The 18461-nt window shown below is 70.3% G+C and carries 15 protein-coding genes; 10 read left to right on the top strand and 5 right to left on the bottom strand.

The genetic code is table 11. The annotated features are described in order from the left end of the window. Positions 1–19 precede the first annotated feature (19 nt). Complete coding sequence (locus tag OHB41_RS31385; protein ID WP_266701443.1) at positions 20–634, top strand: TetR/AcrR family transcriptional regulator; 615 nt, start codon at positions 20–22, stop codon at positions 632–634. A 193-nt stretch (positions 635–827) separates the two neighbouring features. Here the strand turns inward: OHB41_RS31385 and OHB41_RS31380 are convergent, their stop codons facing one another. Continuing rightward, on the bottom strand, positions 828–2243 hold the full coding sequence (locus tag OHB41_RS31380; RefSeq protein ID WP_266701442.1) for a cation:dicarboxylate symporter family transporter: 1416 nt from the start codon (positions 2241–2243) through the stop codon (positions 828–830). A gap of 156 nt (positions 2244–2399) precedes the next feature. On the opposite strand from OHB41_RS31380, the gene OHB41_RS31375 reads away from it, so the two are divergent. The 6 genes from OHB41_RS31375 to OHB41_RS31350 all read left to right on the top strand — a co-directional run bounded on the left by OHB41_RS31375 (position 2400) and on the right by OHB41_RS31350 (position 8911). Next, positions 2400–4097 (top strand): ATP-binding protein, encoded by a 1698-nt coding sequence (locus OHB41_RS31375; RefSeq protein ID WP_266701441.1) that lies wholly within the window; start codon positions 2400–2402, stop codon positions 4095–4097. After that, positions 4094–4777 (top strand): response regulator, encoded by a 684-nt coding sequence (locus tag OHB41_RS31370; RefSeq protein ID WP_266701440.1) that lies wholly within the window; start codon positions 4094–4096, stop codon positions 4775–4777. The genes OHB41_RS31375 and OHB41_RS31370 overlap by 4 nt, the downstream gene beginning before the upstream one ends. Before the next feature lie 150 nt (positions 4778–4927). Beyond that, positions 4928–6292: an extracellular solute-binding protein gene (locus OHB41_RS31365; protein WP_451289721.1), complete on the top strand. Its 1365-nt coding sequence runs from the start codon at positions 4928–4930 to the stop codon at positions 6290–6292. A 47-nt stretch (positions 6293–6339) separates the two neighbouring features. Continuing rightward, positions 6340–7218, top strand: a complete 879-nt coding sequence (locus tag OHB41_RS31360; RefSeq protein WP_266706272.1) for a carbohydrate ABC transporter permease — start codon at positions 6340–6342, stop codon at positions 7216–7218. Between the two features lies 1 nt (position 7219). Next, positions 7220–8071, top strand: a complete 852-nt coding sequence (locus OHB41_RS31355; protein ID WP_153288532.1) for a carbohydrate ABC transporter permease — start codon at positions 7220–7222, stop codon at positions 8069–8071. Between the two features lie 126 nt (positions 8072–8197). Continuing rightward, the gene (locus OHB41_RS31350; RefSeq protein ID WP_526024983.1) at positions 8198–8911 is read left to right on the top strand and encodes a helix-turn-helix domain-containing protein; all 714 of its coding nucleotides are present in this window, start codon (positions 8198–8200) and stop codon (positions 8909–8911) included. A gap of 384 nt (positions 8912–9295) precedes the next feature. On the opposite strand, the gene OHB41_RS31345 is transcribed toward OHB41_RS31350, so the two are convergent. Then, a complete protein-coding gene (locus OHB41_RS31345) occupies positions 9296–10321 on the bottom strand; it encodes an ATP-dependent 6-phosphofructokinase (protein ID WP_168530304.1) in 1026 nt (341 codons plus the stop codon). 365 nt (positions 10322–10686) lie between these two features. On the opposite strand from OHB41_RS31345, the gene pta reads away from it, so the two are divergent. From pta to pyk, 3 genes are all read left to right on the top strand, one after another. Beyond that, positions 10687–12765: a phosphate acetyltransferase gene (pta, locus tag OHB41_RS31340; protein WP_266701438.1), complete on the top strand. Its 2079-nt coding sequence runs from the start codon at positions 10687–10689 to the stop codon at positions 12763–12765. Between the two features lie 95 nt (positions 12766–12860). Next, complete coding sequence (locus tag OHB41_RS31335; RefSeq protein ID WP_266701437.1) at positions 12861–14078, top strand: acetate kinase; 1218 nt, start codon at positions 12861–12863, stop codon at positions 14076–14078. Between the two features lie 73 nt (positions 14079–14151). Continuing rightward, positions 14152–15585, top strand: coding sequence for a pyruvate kinase (gene pyk / locus OHB41_RS31330; protein WP_266701436.1), 1434 nt, complete (start codon positions 14152–14154; stop codon positions 15583–15585). A 115-nt stretch (positions 15586–15700) separates the two neighbouring features. Here pyk and OHB41_RS31325 read toward each other — a convergent pair whose 3' ends face one another. From OHB41_RS31325 to OHB41_RS31315, 3 genes are all read right to left on the bottom strand, one after another. Next, complete coding sequence (locus tag OHB41_RS31325) at positions 15701–17023, bottom strand: hypothetical protein (protein ID WP_266701435.1); 1323 nt, start codon at positions 17021–17023, stop codon at positions 15701–15703. Beyond that, a complete protein-coding gene (locus OHB41_RS31320) occupies positions 17013–17636 on the bottom strand; it encodes a DUF6114 domain-containing protein (RefSeq protein ID WP_266701434.1) in 624 nt (207 codons plus the stop codon). The genes OHB41_RS31325 and OHB41_RS31320 overlap by 11 nt, the downstream gene beginning before the upstream one ends. A 105-nt stretch (positions 17637–17741) precedes the next feature. Beyond that, complete coding sequence (locus tag OHB41_RS31315; RefSeq protein WP_266701433.1) at positions 17742–18395, bottom strand: DUF6230 family protein; 654 nt, start codon at positions 18393–18395, stop codon at positions 17742–17744. Positions 18396–18461: the final 66 nt, after the last annotated feature.

Here is an 18461-nt window from a genome sequence, read left to right as displayed (position 1 = left end):
GGCGTGCAGAATGACAGCCATGACCACGGGTAGTGCCAGCCGCGCGGACGCGAACCGCCGCCGCATCCTCGACGTCGCGCTCGCCGAGCTGCTGCGCGACCCCGACGCCTCCATGGACCAGATCGCACGGGCCGCGGGCGTCGTACGGCGCACCGTCTACGGACACTTCCCGAGCCGCGAGGTGCTGGTCGGCACCCTGACCGACGGCGCCGTGGAGGCGGTGGCCGCCGCGCACGCGGCGGGCCGGGAGGGCGTCGAGGACCCGGCGGAATCGCTGATCCGCTCGACGCTCGCGGTCTGGGAGATCGCCGACCGCTACCGGCTGCTGGTCGCGCTGGCCCAGCGCAGCGTCACGGTGCAGGGCATCCGCGAGCGGCTCACCCCGGTGCGCGAGGCCTGCGCGGAGGTGCTCCGACGCGGCCTGGAACAGGGCGTGTTCGAGTCCCCGCTGCCGGCCCCGGCCCTGGCGTACGTGCACGAGCAGATGCTGTTCGCGCTGATGGAGGCGGTGAACGACGGCCTGCTCGCGGCGGAGGAGGCGGGCCCGTCCGCCGCGGTCACCATGCTGACCACGGCGGGCGTATCCGCCTCCCGCGCCGCCGCTCTGGTGGCGAAGCTGAGCGAGGGAGAGTGAACGAGGACGAGGCAGCCGGCGGGCTGCCTCGCTGACGCGCCGAGCGGCCGGGTCCACGGGGGGTGGACCCGGCCGCTCGGCGGCCGGAGGGCGACGGCCCCGTTCAGGGACGCCCTGTCAGGAGGAGCGTCCCGTCGGGGGGCGCCCCGTCCGGGGGAAGCGGGCGCCGGCGCGTGGTGAAGCGGGGGTGGTGTCAGGCCTTGGCCAGCTCCTTGTCGCCGCCCTGCTCGGGCAGTTCGGCGGAGACGTCCGCGTCCTCTCCGGCGTCGTCCAGCAGCGTCCGCTCGTCGAACGGCAGCTCACCGGCGAGTACCCGGTTCACCCGCTCCTTGTCGACCTCGCCGGTCCAGGTGCCGATGAGCAGGGTGGCCACCGCGTTGCCGGCGAAGTTGGTGACGGCGCGCGCCTCGCTCATGAAGCGGTCGATGCCGATGATCAGACCGACGCCGTCCACCAGCGCCGGCTTGTGCGACTGCAGACCGCTGGCCAGTACGGCGATGCCGGAGCCGGAGACACCCGCCGCGCCCTTCGAGGCGACCATCATGAAGAGCAGCAGCCCGATCTGCTGACCGATGCTCATCGGCTGGTCCATCGCGTCGGCGATGAACAGCGAGGCCATGGTCAGGTAGATCATCGTGCCGTCGAGGTTGAAGGAGTAGCCGGTCGGCACGGTGATGCCGACGACCGGACGGCTGACGCCCAGATGCTCCATCTTCGCGATCAGCCGCGGCAGCGCGGACTCGGAGGACGAGGTGGAGACGATCAGCAGGAACTCCCGGCCCAGGTACTTGAGCAGCTGGAAGACGTTGATCTTCGCCACCAGCTTGGTCAGCGTGCCGAGCACGATCACGACGAACAGGGCGCAGGTGATGTAGAAGCCGAGCATGATCGTGCCCAGCGCCTTCAGCGCGTCCATGCCGGTCTCGCCGACGACGGCCGCCATGGCGCCGAAGGCCCCGACGGGCGCGGCCCACATGATCATGCCGAGGACGCGGAAGACCAGTTTCTGGATGTGCTCGACGCCGCGCAGCACGGGCTGGCCGGCCCGACCCATGGCCTGCAGCGCGAAGCCCGTGAGCAGCGCGATCAGCAGGGTCTGGAGGACCTGGCCCTCGGTGAAGGCCGAGACGAAGGTGGTCGGGATGATCCCGAGGATGAAGTCGACCGGCCCCTCGGCGGCGGCCTCGGCCTGCGTGTGCCCGACGCCCTTCACGGCCTCGGTCAGGTGCATTCCGCTGCCCGGGTGGATGATGTTGCCGACCACCAGGCCGATGGCCAGGGCCACGAACGACATGCAGATGAAGTAGCCGAGCGCGAGACCGCCGACCTTGCCGACCTTGGCCGCCTTCCGCACCGAGCCGACCCCGAGCACGATCGTGCAGAAGATGATCGGCGAGATCATCATCTTGATCAGGGCGACGAAGCCCGTACCGATCGGCTTGAGCTCCTTGGCGAAGTCCGGCGCGGCGAACCCGACACCGATACCGAGGGCGACCGCGATGATCACCGCGATGTAGAGATAGTGGGTGCGGTCCCGCTTGGCGGCGGGTGCGGCAGGTGCCGTTGGGGTGGTCACGGCTGCCCTCCTTGACGACGTCGTCGGCATCATCCGGCGTGCGGCTCACGTCCGGGATTCGGGAGACACGCCTGCCGGGAGAACCGGGGGGCGTGCGCCCGGGGATGCGGTGACTATCTCCTGGCGTGTGAGGGCGGTCACCCTTCCGTTCATTTAGTTCACGCTTACAGGGCGAGGCAGACTGGCGCCATGCGCCTCCCCCGCGTCCCGAGACCCCGCAGCCTGGCCGGCCAGCTCTTCGCCATGCAGGCCGTGCTCATCGCGGTGCTCGTCGCGGGATACGCGCTGTTCACGTACGTCAGTGACCGCAGCCAGGCCGAGGAGGCTGCGGGCCGCCAGGCGATGGCCGTGGCCCGCTCGGTCGCCGACGCCCCCTCCGTCCGCGACGCGATCCGCTCCACGGACCCGACGAAGCCCCTGCAGCCGTACGCCCTCCAGGTGCAGCGGGACACCGGCGTGGACTTCGTGACGATCATGAACCCGCGGGGCATCCGCTGGACCCACCCCGACGAGACGCTGATAGGGCAGCACTTCCTCGGGCACATCGGCCCCGCCCTGCGCGGCAAGTCGTTCACCGAGACCTACACGGGCACCCTCGGCCCGTCCGTGCGCGCCGTCACCCCGGTCCTGGACGACGGCCGCATCGTCGGCCTGGTCAGCGCCGGCATCAAGGTGGAGGCGATCACCAAACGCGTCCAGGACCAGGTGACCGCCCTGATCGGCGTCGCCGGCGGCGCCCTCGTCCTCGGCGGCATCGGCACCTACGTCATCAACGCCCGACTGCGCCGTTCCACGCACGGCCTGAACGCGGCCGAGCTGAGCCGCATGCACGACTACCACCAGGCCGCGCTGCACGCCGTGCGCGAGGGGCTGCTGATGCTGGACGGGCAGTTCCGGGTGGCGCTGATGAACGACGGCGGGCGCGAGCTGCTGGGCGTGGGCGACGAGGCGGTCGGCCGTTCCGTGGCCGAACTCGGCCTGCCCGCACCCCTGACCGGCGCGCTGCTGTCGGCGGAGCCCCGGGTGGACGAGGTGCACCTCACGGCGTCCCGGGTGCTGGTCGTCAACACCTCCCCGGTCACCGGCGGTGAGCGCCGCGGCACGGTCGTCACCCTGCGCGATGTCACCGAGCTCCAGGCGCTGACGGGCGAACTCGACTCCGAGCGCGGCTTCACCCAGGCCCTGCGTTCGCAGGCCCACGAGGCCGCGAACCGTCTCCACACCGTGGTCTCGCTGATCGAGCTGGGCCGCGCCGAGGAGGCCGTCGACTTCGCCACGGCCGAACTGGAGCTGGCCCAGACGCTCACCGACGAGGTGATCTCGGCGGTCAGCGAACCGGTCCTCGCCGCCCTGCTGCTGGGCAAGGCGGCCCAGGCCAACGAGCGGGGCGTGGAGCTGGTGATCTCGGAGCAGAGCGGCATCGACGACGGTCTGCTGCCCGCCGGCCTGCCGGCCCGGGACCTGGTGACGGTCCTCGGCAACCTGATCGACAACGCGATGGACGCGGCACAGGGCACGGTACGGGCGCGGGTGACCGTCACGGCCTTCACGGACGGTTCCGGCCTGGTGCTGCGGGTCGCCGACACGGGTGCCGGGGTGGATCCGGCCCACGCGGAGGCGGTCTTCCGGCGCGGCTGGTCGACGAAACCGGCGGGGCCCGCCGGCCGCGGGCTGGGCCTGGCCCTCGTACGCCAGGCGGTGAACCGTCACGACGGCACCCTGACGGTGGCCGAAGCGGCGGGGGGCGGGGCCGAGTTCGAGGTGCGGCTGCCGTTGCCCACGACGGCCGCGGCCGCCGGTGACGGGGCGGCCGGGTCCGGGGCCGCCGCCCCGGCGGACATCGTCCCCGACCCCGTCCAGCACGCCCTGCCCGGAGGCGACGTATGACCGACCCCCAGCCCATCCGTGTCCTCGTCGTCGAGGACGACCCGGTGGCCGCCGACGCGCACGTCATGTACGTCGGGCGGGTCCCCGGCTTCACGGCCGTGGGCAAGGCCCACACCGGCGCCCAGGCGCGCCGCGCCCTGGACCGCACCCCGGTGGACCTGCTGCTCCTCGATCTGCACCTGCCCGACGTGCACGGTCTGCAGCTCGCCCGCTCGCTGCGCGCCGCCGGCCACCACGCGGACGTGATCGCGGTGACCTCCGCGCGGGACCTCACGGTCGTCAGGGAAGGCGTCTCGCTCGGGGTCGTCCAGTACGTCCTGAAGCCCTTCACCTTCGCCACTCTGCGCGACCGCCTCGTCCGGTACGCCGAGTTCCGCGCGGCGGCGGGCGAGGCGAGCGGCCAGGACGAGGTGGACCGCGCCCTGGCCACCCTGCGCGCCCCGGGCCCCGCGGCGCTGCCCAAGGGGCTGAGCGCCCCGACCCTGGAGCGCGTCACCCGCGCCCTGCGGGACTGCGCGGACGGCCTCACGGCGGCCGGGGTCGCCGAGGTGGTGGGCATCTCTCGGATCACGGCCCGGCGGTATCTGGAGCACCTGGTGGACGCGGGGCGCGCGGCTCGCGCTCCGCAGTACGGGCAGGTCGGACGGCCCGAGCTGCAGTACCGCTGGGTGAAGGGTTAGTTCCGGATGGGGTCCCCAACAGGGACTTCTCCGGGCGGTGTTCGGTCGCAAGGCGGTGCAAGGTCATTGACCTGGACTAGTCCACGCTCTTAGGTTCACCGGGCAGACAACCCGGCCACCGACGATGTCGGCCAGTAGGAGGTCGTGCCCGTGCGCCCTACCGCCACCCCGCTTCTCCTCGCGACTCTGCTCACCGCGACCGCGCTCAGCGCCTGCGGATCGGGCTCCGGCAGCAGTCCGGACACCGTGAAGATCTCCTTCAAGCAGTCCACGGACAACTCGATCCGCGTCATGGACACCTATCTGGGCCAGATGAAGAAGGAGTTCGAGAAGGCGAACCCCGGCAAGAAGGTGGAACTCGTCCCGATCAAGGCACCGGACTCCGAGTACTACACCAAGCTCCAGCAGATGCTGAGATCGCCCAAGACGGCCCCCGACCTGGTCTACGAGGACACCTTCCTCATCAACTCCGACATCACCAGCGGGTACTTGAAGCCTCTGGACACCTATCTCGACAAGTGGCCCGACTGGAACCAGTTCATCGACACGGCGAAGTCCGCGGCCAAGGCACAGGACGGGAAGACGTACGGCGTTCCGGACGGCACGGACACCCGCGGACTCTGGTTCGACAAGGGCGTCTTCCAGAAGGCGGGGCTGCCGGCCGACTGGCAGCCGAAGAACTGGGACGACGTGCTGAGCGCCGCCCGCACGATCAAACAGAAGGTCCCGGGCGTCACCCCGCTCAACGTCTACACGGGCAAGCCGGCCGGTGAGGCCGCCACCATGCAGGGCTTCGAGATGCTGCTCTACGGCACCGGCGACGGGAAGACCGACCCCCTGTACGACACGGCCGCCAAGAAGTGGGTCGCGGGCAGCCAGGCCTTCAAGGACGCGCTCACCTTCGTGGAGACGGTCTACAAGGAGAAGCTGGGCCCCGACGTCTCGGACGCCCTGGACCCGAACTTCGGCACCACCGTCCGCGGTGAGCTGCTGCCCAAGGGCAAGCTGGGCATCGACCTGGACGGCAGCTGGCTCCCGCAGGACTGGCAGAAGGGCGCGGGGCACGAGTGGCCCGAGTGGTCCCAGAAGCTCGGCCTCGCGTACATGCCGACCCAGCACGGCCAGGCACCCGGCAAGGTGAGCATGTCCGGCGGCTGGACCTGGGCGATCCCGTCCAAGGCCGGCAACCCCGACCTCGCCTTCAAGTTCGTCGAGACGATGCAGACGAAGGCGAACGCGCAGAAGTGGTACATCGCCAACTCCGGTATCGCGGTGCGCAAGGACGTGGCGTCCGACCCGGCGTACGTACAGGCACAGCCCGGCATCAAGTTCTTCACGGACCTGGTCGCGAGCACGCACTACCGCCCCGCGTACCCCGCCTACCCCAAGGTCTCGACGGCCGTCCAGGAGGCCATGGAGGGCGTGACGACCGGGGACAGCTCGGTGGACAAGGCGGCGAGCGGCTACGACGAGGAGCTGAAGACGGCCACCGACGGCCAGGTGGTGCGCAAGTGAGTGTGGGCACGAGGGCGGCGCCCGCCGCCCCGGTCGCCGCGAAGAACGTGTCGCCGCGCCGGCCGGGCCGCCCCCGGATCCTGGCCCGTGCGCTGCCCCTCACGCCGGCCGTGATCCTGCTGCTCCTCTTCCTCGCGGGGCCGATCGCCTACTGCGCGTACATCGCCTTCACCGACCTCCAGTTGACGGGACAGGCGCACTCCTCCTTCGTCGGTTTCGACAACTTCCGGGCGGCGTTCAAGGACGAGGCGTTCCTGAACGCGGTGTGGCTGACGCTGGTGTTCACGGTGCTGTCGTCGCTCGTCGGCCAGAACACGCTCGGGCTGGCGCTGGCCGCGCTGATGCAGCGGGCGTCCAAGCCGGTGCGGACGCTGGTCGGCGGGATCGTGATCACGGCGTGGGTGCTGCCGGAGGTGGTGGCGGGCTTCCTGCTGTACGCGTTCTTCCGGCGGGAGGGCACTCTGAACGCGATCCTGGACTGGCTCCATCTCCCCACCCAGAACTGGCTGTTCACCCTCCCGATCCTGGCGGTGTCGTTCGCCAACGTGTGGCGGGGCACGGCCTTCTCGATGCTGGTCTACTCGGCGGCGCTGAACGAGATCCCGAAGGAGATCACCGAGGCGGCGGAGGTGGACGGGGCGGGCGGCTGGCGCCGGATGTGGCACATCACGCTCCCGATGATCCGCCGGTCGATCGCCACGAACCTGATGCTCAACACCCTGCAGACGCTCTCGGTGTTCGGGCTGATCTGGGTGATGACGCGGGGCGGCCCGGGCAACAGGAGCCAGACGCTTCCCCTGTTCATGTACGAGCAGGCGTTCCAGAAGAGCATGATCGGATACGGGACGGCGGTCGCGTTGTTGCTGCTGGTGGTCGGGGCGCTGTTCTCCGTGGTCTACATGCGGCTCCTGCGGACGGAGGTCTGAGATGGCTCTGCTGACGGGGGCCACGCTCAGGTCCCGCCGGGTGGGAAGGCGTCTGGCGGCGGACGCGGGACTCCTCTTCGTGGCCGCGGCGTTCGTGCTGCCGCTGGCCTGGGTGGTGCTGTCGTCGCTGGACGCGCACGCCGATCTGCGGGTGCGGGTACCGGACGGCCTCACGCTGGACAACTTCGACGCGGTGCTGAAGCCGGACATCACCTTCACACCGCTGCTGAACAGCCTGGTCCTGTGCGGCGGGGGGACCGCGCTGACGGTGGTGTGCGCGGCTCTGGCGGCGTATCCGCTCTCCCGGTTCCGCTCGCGTCTCAACCGCCCCTTCCTGCTGACCATCCTGTTCGCGACCTGCCTGCCGATCACGGCGATCATGGTTCCGGTGTACGCGCTGTTCGTGCGGGTGAACCTCATCGACACCGTGCAGGGCACCATCTTCTTCTTCGCCGCCTCCCAACTCCCCTTCGCCATCTGGCTGATGAAGAACTTCATGGACGGGGTGCCGAGGGAGCTGGAGGAGGCGGCGTGGACGGACGGCGCGTCGTCGCTGCAGTCCCTGGTGCGGATCGTGCTGCCGCTGATGGGCCCCGGGGTCGCGGTGGTGACGGTCTTCTCGTTCGTGATGATGTGGGGGAACTTCTTCGTCCCGTTCATGCTGCTGCTGACGCCGGACCAGATGCCCGCGTCGGTGAGCATCAACGACTTCTTCGGGAACCGGGGGACGGTGGTCTACGGGCAGCTGGCGGCGTTCTCGGTCATCTACTCGACGCCGGTGATCCTGCTCTACGTGCTGGTGGCGCGGCGGCTGGGAGGAGGGTTCGCGCTGGGCGGGGCGGTCAAGGGCTGAGCGGGACACTCGGGGAACGTTCCGCGTCAAGCCCCTGCGGGATATGCCAAACGAAACCGTATGTTCCTACAATCTGTAATTGTGGCTGAACGGAATGTAGTCAGCGCTGCCCCGACCCCATATTTTGTGCGCGTGCAGCGACCGCAGGCCCAACAGCCCACACCACCCTTCAACGCTCAGGCCGCCCGCAGACTGAGGACGGCACTCGGTATGAGGCCCGAGCACGTCGCCTACGGAATGAGGGCCTCGTACGGGATGCCGTACGTCACGCCCGATCTCGTCACCGCCTGGGAGCGCGGGACCACCTCCCCGAGCGGACCCGAACTCACCGCGCTCGCGGGGGTGTTGTGGTGCTCGCCGGGAGAGATCATCGGCGCGCCGCGGACCCTGCGCGAACACCGCGTCGCGCGCGGACTCGCGCAGGAGGACATAGCCCGCACCGTCGGACTCGAACTTCCCGCCTACCAGAGGATGGAGGAGACAGGCGAGTGGCGCGGCAGCGAGCGGCAGTCCACCGCCCTCGCCGACGTGCTCGAACTGTCCCTGCGGGACTTCATCACCGTCACCGGGCGCGACGGCAGGCTCGCCGAGCTGCTGCGGAGCGCGGTGACGACACGCTGGCAGGCGTACTCCCGCCCGGTGGGGAAGATGATCCCGCTGGACCGGCGCCTCCTGGAGGACGTCCTCCAGGAGCTGTACCAGGAGTACCAGGGCCAGATGGTCGCCACGCTGAGCTGGGCGGCCGGGCCGGCCGCCGCCGGGGCCGACGACTCGGGCCAGGACTTCCTCGACCGGATCGTCGACCACTTCTGGTCGACGGTCCAGAGAGCCGCGTACTGAGGACCGACCACCCGGAAGCACCCCCGCCCGGATCGTCGCGTCGACAACCGTTCGGCGCGCTTCCGGCTCGACCGCCGGTCTGCCGGCTGGCCTCACGGCAGGACCGCCGGCTCCACGGCAGGACCATAGGCCCCCCGGCCTCACGGCAGGACCGCCGGCTCCACGCTTTCAAGCCCGGACCGCCGGGGACCGCCGAGCCCGGACCCACGGCCGGCTCCACGGGTTCCACGGCCGGGCCACAGACCGACGGCCGGGGCCCCTACCCGAGGCGGGACCGCCGGTCCGCCGCCCGGCCAGGGCCCCGGCGTACCGGGACGCGCCGGGACATTCGGGCCCGAGGACGCCGGGCCCGAAGGACATCGGCTTCCCCGCCGGGTGCCGCCCCTAGAAGACCGACTCCGCCTCGTCCATCCGGTCCTTCGGGACCGTCTTCAGCTCCGTCACGGCCTCCGCGAGCGGCACCATGAGCACATCGGTGCCGCGCAGCGCCGTCATCCGGCCGAAGTCACCACGGTGGGCGGCCTCCACCGCGTGCCATCCGAACCGCGTCGCCAGGACCCGGTCGTAGGCGGTCGGGGTGCCGCCCCGCTGCACATGACCGAGGATCACCGGCTTGGCCTCCTTGCCGAGGCGCCGCTCCAGCTCGTACGCCAGCGCCGTGCCGATGCCCTGGAAGCGCTCGTGGCCGAACTGGTCGATCGCGCCATGGCCGTAGTCCATGCTGCCCTCGACGGGGTGGGCGCCCTCGGCGACACAGATGACCGCGAACTTCTTGCCGCGCGCGAAACGCTCCTCGACCATCGCGACGACGTCGGCCGGGTCGAAGGGGCGCTCGGGCAGGCAGATGCCGTGCGCACCGGCGGCCATGCCGGACTCCAGGGCGATCCAGCCCGCGTGCCGGCCCATGACCTCGACGACCATCACACGCTGGTGCGACTCCGCGGTCGTCTTCAGGCGGTCCATGGCCTCCGTGGCCACGCCCACCGCGGTGTCGAAGCCGAAGGTGCGGTCCGTCGAGGAGATGTCGTTGTCGATCGTCTTCGGGACGCCGACCACCGGCAGGCCCGCGTCCGACAGCATCCGCGCCGCCGTCAGCGTGCCCTCGCCGCCGATCGGGATCAGCACGTCGATACCGAACTCGCGCGCCATGTCCTGCGCGTTCTCGCAGGCCTCACGGAGCCGGTCGCGCTGCAGCCGCGAGGAGCCGAGGATGGTGCCGCCGAGGGCGAGGATGCCGCCGACGTCGTTCAGGTCGAGGGTGCGGTAGCGGCCGTCGAGCAGCCCCGCGTACCCGTCCTCGAATCCGATGACCTCGTCTCCGAAGGTGGTGACCGCTCGGTGCACGACCGACCGGATCACTGCGTTCAGGCCCGGACAGTCGCCGCCTGCGGTGAGAACTCCGATACGCATCGTGCTGTGTCTCCTGCTCGCTGCTGGTTCGTGTGAGCCGATCCGATTGTTTCATGACCCCAGGACCGTCGCCGATTCGCCCGAAGCCCTCCGCCGCGGCACCCCGGGTGACATTCTCGACCCGTTCCCGGTCAGGGCCCGGTCAGGCTCGGTCAGGCCTCTGTCAGACCTTCTCCGGACCTCCGTCGGACCTCGCCGGGAAGTCCGACCTGACGGGCGCCTTATCCACCCGCGGGGGTATTGTCAAGAGGGTTCCGCCCACCCCGGTGGGCCCTTTCCCGAGCCCGAAAACGGCACACGAGCCACGAGACCCGACAGAACACCTCACGTCACCGAACACCCCACGCCATGGATGGAGAGCACGCGTGACCCGCAGTGTCTACGTGACCGGGATCGATCGCGGCGACGGCCGCCAGGTGGTCGAGCTGGGCGTCATGGAGCTCCTGACCCGCCAGGTCGACCGGGTGGGCGTCTTCCGCCCACTCGTCCACGACGGCCCCGACCGGCTCTTCGAACTGCTGCGCGCCCGCTACCGGCTCACCCAGGACCCGGCGACCGTCTACGGCATGGACTACCACGAGGCGTCCGCGCTCCAGGCCGAGCAGGGCACGGACGAACTGGTCTCCACCCTCGTCGACCGCTTCCACCTGGTCGCGCGCGACTACGACGTCGTCCTGGTCCTGGGCACCGACTACGCCGACACCCAGTTCCCGGACGAGCTGTCGCTGAACGCGCGGCTGGCGAACGAGTTCGGCGCCTCCGTGATCCCCGTCGTCGGCGGCCGCGGGCAGACCGCCGAGTCCGTGCGCGCCGAGACACGCAACGCGTACCGCGCCTACGACGGCCTCGGCTGCGACGTGCTCGCCATGGTCGTGAACCGGGTGGCCCCGGCCGACCGCGCCGGGCTCGGCGAGCGGCTCGACTCCCGTCTCCCCGTTCCGTGTTACGTCCTCCCGGACGAGCCCGCGCTCTCCGCGCCCACCGTCGCCCAGATCACCCACGCCCTCGACGGCAAGGTGCTCCTCGGCGACGACGCGGGACTCGCCCGTGACGCGCTCGACTTCGTCTTCGGCGGCGCCATGCTGCCGAACTTCCTCAACGCCCTCACCCCGGGCTGCCTGGTGGTCACCCCCGGGGACCGCGCCGACCTGGTCGTCGGCGCGCTCGCCGCGCACAGCGCGGGCACCCCGCCCATAGCCGGAATCCTGCTCACCCTGAACGAGCGGCCCAATGACGAGGTCCTCACGCTCGCCGCCCGCCTCGCCCCCGGCACCCCGGTGATCTCGGTCGCCGGGACCTCCTTCCCCACCGCGGCCGAACTCTTCTCCCTGGAGGGGAAGCTGAACGCCGCCACGCCCCGCAAGGCGGAGACCGCGCTCGGTCTCTTCGAGCGGTACGTGGACACCGCCGATCTGCTCAGGCGCGTCTCCGCGCCGAGCAGCGACCGCGTGACCCCCATGATGTTCGAGCACAAGCTCCTCGAACAGGCCCGCTCCGACCGGCGGCGGGTGGTGCTTCCCGAGGGGACCGAGACACGCGTCCTGCACGCGGCCGAGGTACTGCTGCGCCGCCGCGTGTGCGACCTGACGCTGCTCGGGCCGGTGGACCAGATCCGGAAGAAGGCCGCCGATCTCGGCATCGACCTGGCCGGCTGCCGGCTCGTCGACCCGGTGACCTCCGAGCTGCGCGGCCGCTTCGCCGAGAGGTACGCCGCCCTCCGCGCCCACCGGGGCGTCACGGTCGAGCTCGCGTACGACGTCGTCGCGGACGTGAACTACTTCGGGACGCTGATGGTGGAGGAGGGGCTGGCCGACGGCATGGTGTCCGGCTCCGTGCACTCCACCGCCGCCACGATCCGGCCCGCCTTCGAGATCATCAAGACCAAGGCGGACACGAAGATCGTGTCGTCGGTCTTCTTCATGTGCCTCGCCGAGAAGGTCCTCGTCTACGGCGACTGCGCCGTGAACCCCGACCCGAACGCCGAGCAGCTGTGCGACATCGCCATCCAGTCGGCGGCCACCGCCGAGCAGTTCGGGGTGGAGCCGAGGATCGCGATGCTGTCGTACTCGACGGGCACGTCCGGATCGGGCGCCGACGTCGACAAGGTGCGCGAGGCCACGGATCTGGTACGGCTGCGGCGCGACGACCTGAAGATCGAGGGACCGATCCAGTACGACGCCGCCGTCGAACCCTCCGTCGCGGCGACCAAGCTGCCCGACTCCGACGTCGCGGGACAGGCGTCCGTGCTGATCTTCCCGGACCTCAACACCGGCAACAACACCTACAAGGCCGTGCAGCGCTCGGCGGGCGCGATCGCGGTCGGCCCGGTCCTGCAGGGCCTGCGCAAGCCCGTCAACGACCTCTCCCGCGGCGCGCTCGTGCAGGACATCGTCAACACGGTCGCCATCACGGCGATCCAGGCCCAGACCCCGGCCGCCGGATGACCGCCGCACCGGGCGGGTCGGGCCGGCCCGCGAGCACCGGCCCGGCGTCCGGCCCCCACGACGACCGCGAACCCGACCCAGAAGGCATCCCCGCAGTGACCGCCACCCGTGTCCTCGTCCTCAACTCCGGCTCCTCGTCGCTGAAGTACCAGCTCCTCGACATGCGCGACAGCAGCCGCCTCGCCACGGGCTTCGTCGAACGCATCGGCGAGCGGACGTCCCGGCTGAAGCACACGGCGCTCACCACGGGCGAGACCCGGGAGACGACCGGCCCCGTCGCCGACCACGCCGCCGCCCTCAAGGCCGTCTCCGAGGAGCTCGGCCGGGACGGGCTCGGCCTGGACTCCCCCGATCTGGCCGCGATCGGCCACCGGGTCGTGCACGGCGGGAGTTCCTTCACCGAACCGGTGATCGTCGACGACGCCGTGATCGCGGAGATCGAGCGGCTGATCCCGGTCGCCCCGCTGCACAACCCGGCGAACCTGACGGGTATCCGTACGGCCCGGTCGCTGCGCCCCGACCTTCCCCAGGTCGCCGTGTTCGACACCGCCTTCCACACCACCATGCCGGAGTCGGCCGCGCGCTACGCGATCGACGTGAGCACCGCCGACGAGTACCGCATCCGGCGCTACGGCTTCCACGGCACCTCGCACGCCTACGTGTCCCGGGAGACCGCGAAGCTCCTCGGCAAGGCGCCGGGGGACGTGAACGTCATCGTGCTGCACCTCGGCAACGGGGCCTCCGCCTCCGCCGTGCGCGAGGGCCGTTGCGTGGACACCTCCATGGGGCTCACGCCGCTGGAGGGGCTCGTCATGGGGACGCGGTCCGGTGACGTGGATCCCGCGGTCATCTTCCATTTGGCGCGCGTTGGCGGGATGTCCACGGACGAGATCGACACTTTGCTCAACAAGAAGAGCGGCCTGATCGGTCTGTGCGGCGACAACGACATGCGGGAGATCCGACGCCGTGTCGACGAGGGTGACGAGCAGGCGCGGCTCGCCTTCGACATCTACATCCACCGCCTGAAGAAGTACATCGGCGCCTATTACGCGGTACTGGGCCGGGTGGACGCGATCGCCTTCACCGCGGGGGTCGGCGAGAACGCCGCCGCGGTGCGCGAGGCCGCGGTCGCCGGTCTGGAGGGGCTCGGCCTGGCGGTCGACGCCGGCCTGAACGCGGCTCGAGGGGACGGGGCCAGAATCGTCTCCCCCGAGGGCGCACGGGTCGCGGTCGCCGTGGTGCCGACCGACGAGGAACTGGAGATCGCCACGCAGACCTACGCACTCGTGGGCGCGTCCCACGACCTCACCTGAGCGGCATCGCGCCCCTTTGTATCTTCCGCCAGACGGAATATTCCGTAGCGAAACAAACCGATAGGATCGCCCCATGCGCCGTTCGAAAATCGTCTGTACTCTCGGCCCCGCGGTCGACTCCCACGAGCAGCTCGTCGCGCTGATCGAAGCCGGCATGAACGTGGCCCGCTTCAACTTCAGCCACGGCTCGCACGCCGAGCACCAGGGCCGCTACGACCGCGTCCGGGCCGCCTCGGCCGAGACCGGCAGGGCGATCGGTGTCCTCGCCGACCTGCAGGGCCCGAAGATCCGCCTGGAGACCTTCGCCGAGGGACCCGTCGAGCTGGTGCGCGGTGACGAGTTCACCATCACCACCGAGGACGTGCCCGGCGACAAGCAGATCTGCGGCACGACCTACAAGGGCCTGCCGGGCGACGTCTCCAAGGGCGACCAGATCCTCATCAACGACGGCAACGTCGAGCTGAAGGTCGTCGAGGTGGCGGGCCCCCAGGTCAAGACGGTCGTCATCGAGGGCGGCGTGATCTCGGACCACAAGGGCATCAACCTGCCCGGCACCGCCGTGAACGTACCGGCGCTGTCCGAGAAGGACGTCGAGGACCTGCGCTTCGCCCTGCGGATGGGCTGCGACATGGTCGCGCTCTCCTTCGTGCGTGACGCCGACGACGTGAACGACGTCCACAAGGTGATGGACGAGGAGGGCCGCCGCGTCCCCGTCATCGCCAAGGTGGAGAAGCCGCAGGCGGTCGCCAACATGGACGCCGTCGTCGCGGCGTTCGACGCCGTCATGGTGGCCCGTGGCGACCTGGCCGTCGAGTACCCGCTGGAGAAGGTCCCGATGGTGCAGAAGCGCCTCGTGGAGCTCTGCCGCCGCAACGCCAAGCCGGTGATCGTCGCGACCCAGATGATGGAGTCGATGATCACCAACTCGCGCCCGACCCGCGCCGAGGCGTCGGACGTGGCCAACGCGATCCTCGACGGCGCCGACGCGGTCATGCTGTCCGCCGAGTCGTCCGTGGGCGCGTACCCGATCGAGACGGTCAAGACGATGTCGAAGATCGTCGTGGCGGCGGAGGAGGAGCTGCTCTCCAAGGGACTGCAGCCCCTGGTCCCCGGCAAGAAGCCGCGCACGCAGGGCGGGTCGGTCGCCCGCGCCGCCTGCGAGATCGCCGACTTCCTCGGCGGCAAGGGCCTGGTCGCCTTCACCAAGTCCGGTGACACCGCGCGCCGGCTGTCGCGCTACCGCGCGTCCCAGCCGATCCTGGCCTTCACCACGGACGAGGGCACCCGCAACCAGCTGACGCTGAGCTGGGGCGTCGAGTCCCACGTGGTGCCGTTCGTCAACAGCACGGACGAGATGGTCGACCTGGTCGACCAGGAGCTGCAGAAGCTCAAGCGGTTCAACGACGGCGACGTCGTCGTCATGACCGCCGGCTCGCCCCCCGGCGTCCCCGGCACCACCAACATGGTCCGGGTGCACCACCTCGGCGAGAGCGGCCGCACCGCCTGACCCGCGGTCCCCGCACACCACTGAGGGCGCCTCCTGTGACAGGGGGCGCCCTCGGTGTGTGCGGCTCCCGGAAGGGTTCGCGGGCGGGTCCGAGGACCCGCGGGCCGGGGTCGGTTCAGCTGGTGTACTGGTGCAGCCCGGGTACGGTCAGCGTCCCGCCGAACTGCCCGGCCTGCACCACCTTCACCTTGGTGAAGTAGATCAGCGGGATGTTCAGCGGCGGCGGATTGTCCGGGTCGAACGTGATCGGTATCAGGCCGAGCAGGTTCCCGGAGATGCTCTCCGTGTACATGACCGTCTTGCCGTCGCGGATGGTGGACGTCGTCCCCTTGCCCGCCTGTACGTGGTACGTCTTGCCGGCCTGCTCGTCGTTGACCGTCTGGTGCAGGTCACCGATGTCCGTGCCGTCGGAGATCACGTACTTCAGGACCCTCTTGATCTTGCCGCCCGCGGTCTTCACCTTCACCACGCCCTGGTAGTCGGCGCCCTTGAGCAGCAGCGAGCTGGCGTTGAGGTACCACGGGTCGTCGGGCAGCAGCACGGAGTTGTCGACCCCGCCCTCCGCGTCCGTGGCGACCGGGCAGTCCGACGGGTCCGTGGTGGAACTCGCGGACGGGCTGGGGGACGAGGTGGCCGCGTCGGCGGCGTCCTTGACCGCCTTCGTGGTGTCCTCGGCCGCCTTGGTCGCCGTGTCGGTCGTGTCCTTCACGGCCTTCTCGACCGTGCCGGTGACCTTGTCGGTGGTGTCCTTGAGCGTGCCGGACGCGCCCTTGTCCGTGGTGCTCCCGGTCGCGCTCGCCGAGGCGGACGCGGAGGGGGTGGCGGACGGCGCGGGGGTGGAATCCCCGGTGGAGTCACTGCCGCCGGTGAGGACGCCCGTGATCGCGTCGCCGATGGTGCCCAGCAGGCCGCCGCCGTTCGCGGAGGCCGACGGGGTCGTCGCGGTCTTGCCGTCACCACTGGTTCCGCTGCCACTGCTGCTCTGGGCCGGCTTGCTCGCGGACGGCGTCGGGTCGGACCCGGCCTTGTCGTCGGAACCTGAATCCGACGAAGAGGTCTTGTCCGGGGACGCGCTGGCCGAGGGGGTCGGCTTCGTCGTGCCGGGAGACGCGGTGGAGCTCGCCGAGGAGGAGGCGGAGGGCGTCGGCTCGGCCGAGGCGTCCTTGCCGTCCGTGGAGCCGGTCATGGCCTCGACGCACTTCTTGTATTCGTCCGCCGTCAGGCTCTTGGACGACGAGTGGTCGTCCGCCTGCGCGAGCGTGGGGGTGAAGCCCATGCCCATGAGGACGGCCGTCGGCATCGCCGCTATGGCCACGGCTTTGCCCGCGGGAACATGGAATCTGGTGAACAGGGGCTTCCTGGGGGCCGCGTGGCGCGGTCCGGTTCTCACCCGGGACTCGTCGGCTTCCGTCCCGCGGGTCGCCTCGTCAGCCGGCACTGTGCCTCCCGTTCGCCCCGTTGGCGGAGCTCATTCCTGACAGGTCCCCCGGCTCGCGGCGCGTCTCGCCGGCGTCCGTGGGGCCCACGCTGTCCGCGCCGTCCGGGGTGCCGGTGAATTCCGGGGCCTGCGGCGCGTGCGGGGTGTTCGGGGTGTCGGAGGCGCTCGGGGCGCCACCCTGGCTCTTGTACGTCGACCTGCGCTTCTCCTCGCCGGAGTCGCCCGGAGCCCAGGAGACCGCCATCGACCCGCCGACCAGTGCGAACAGGAAGCCGATGAGGAAGCCGCCGAGGTTGGCCACCGGGATGGACACCAGGGCCAGCAGGATCGCCGCGACTCCGGCGAAGGTCCGTACGTGCCGCTGGAACCAGAGACTGATGCCCAGGACGCCGAGCAGCACGCCGATGATCAGGGATCCGGCGCCGGCCGTGGTGGACATCGCCAGCGTCAGATGACCGACTTGGAGATGCGCGTACGGGAAGTAGGCGATGGGGAAACCGCCGAGCAGGACGAACAGGCCGGCCCAGAACGGGCGTTCGCCCCTCCAGGACCGGAAGTTCCGCCGGAAGACTTGGAGATAGTGCTCGCTCTGCCCGGGTGACTCGGCGCTCATGGAAAACGGCTCCCTGGAACGGCTTGCTGTGAGAAATTCACATACTGCGGAAAGAGGTGGGGCGGGCGGGGCAGCTGCCGGCTCCCCCGCCCGCCCCCTGAGTGCCTAGTAGCACTCCTTGGTACCCGTAGACACCGACATCTTCAGGCCACTGAGCTTGAACGTGCCGGCGGTGGTCGCCCACGCCGTCTGCTTCACGCCGGTGAGCTCCGCGGACTCCGCCTGCTGGGCGAAGCCGTAGGGGTTGGCCTGCTCGCCGCCGCCCTTCATGCCCGGGCCCTTGCCGCCCTTGTCGGCACCCGTGTCACCGGCGGCCACGCCGATGTCGATGCCGTGGAACGTGGCATCGGCCTGGAGGTCCTCGACGTCGATGTACAGGTTCTCGGCCTGCACCGCGTCGTGACCCGGTCCGCCGGCCCTGAGGATCAGGCTGACCGACCCGAGCAACGGGATGTTCGGGGTGACCACGGACTGACACATGTTCGTGATCGACGCGGACTTGAACGCCGACACCGCGACGGGGTGAGCCGTCTTCTTGCCATCGAGGGTGTAACCCGCGTCGATGGCACCGTACTGCGAGAAACCCTTGCCGTTGAGCGAGTCGGCCGTCACCTTGAACGACTGGCCGGAGACACTGAACGACGCGGCGAGAGCGCCCTGCGCGAGGGCCACACCTATCGCTGCCGTGGCGGCCACGCTGGGCACCATCACGACGGCGAACCGCTTCCATCTGGTCCCGCCACGCACCTGGGACTGCATATTTCCTCCTTCTCGGACGTACATCTCCTGGCCCTGACTGCCACTTGTCGGCGGCTCAGCCGGGCA

Source organism: Streptomyces sp. NBC_01571, from assembly GCF_026339875.1.
In the GTDB taxonomy this organism is placed as follows: Bacteria; Actinomycetota; Actinomycetes; order Streptomycetales; family Streptomycetaceae; genus Streptomyces.
The sequence above is the reverse complement of the archived record's forward strand: the minus strand, read 5'-3'. Positions and strand labels throughout refer to the sequence as shown.

Coding starts and splice junctions, on each gene's coding strand:
- OHB41_RS31385 (WP_266701443.1), top strand. CDS start 20: ATGACCACGGGTAGTGCCAGCCGCGCGGACGCGAACCGCCGCCGCATC.
- OHB41_RS31380 (WP_266701442.1), bottom strand. CDS start 2,243: ATGATGCCGACGACGTCGTCAAGGAGGGCAGCCGTGACCACCCCAACG.
- OHB41_RS31375 (WP_266701441.1), top strand. CDS start 2,400: ATGCGCCTCCCCCGCGTCCCGAGACCCCGCAGCCTGGCCGGCCAGCTC.
- OHB41_RS31370 (WP_266701440.1), top strand. CDS start 4,094: ATGACCGACCCCCAGCCCATCCGTGTCCTCGTCGTCGAGGACGACCCG.
- OHB41_RS31355 (WP_153288532.1), top strand. CDS start 7,220: ATGGCTCTGCTGACGGGGGCCACGCTCAGGTCCCGCCGGGTGGGAAGG.
- OHB41_RS31345 (WP_168530304.1), bottom strand. CDS start 10,321: ATGCGTATCGGAGTTCTCACCGCAGGCGGCGACTGTCCGGGCCTGAAC.
- pyk (WP_266701436.1), top strand. CDS start 14,152: ATGCGCCGTTCGAAAATCGTCTGTACTCTCGGCCCCGCGGTCGACTCC.
- OHB41_RS31320 (WP_266701434.1), bottom strand. CDS start 17,636: ATGAGCGCCGAGTCACCCGGGCAGAGCGAGCACTATCTCCAAGTCTTC.
- OHB41_RS31315 (WP_266701433.1), bottom strand. CDS start 18,395: ATGCAGTCCCAGGTGCGTGGCGGGACCAGATGGAAGCGGTTCGCCGTC.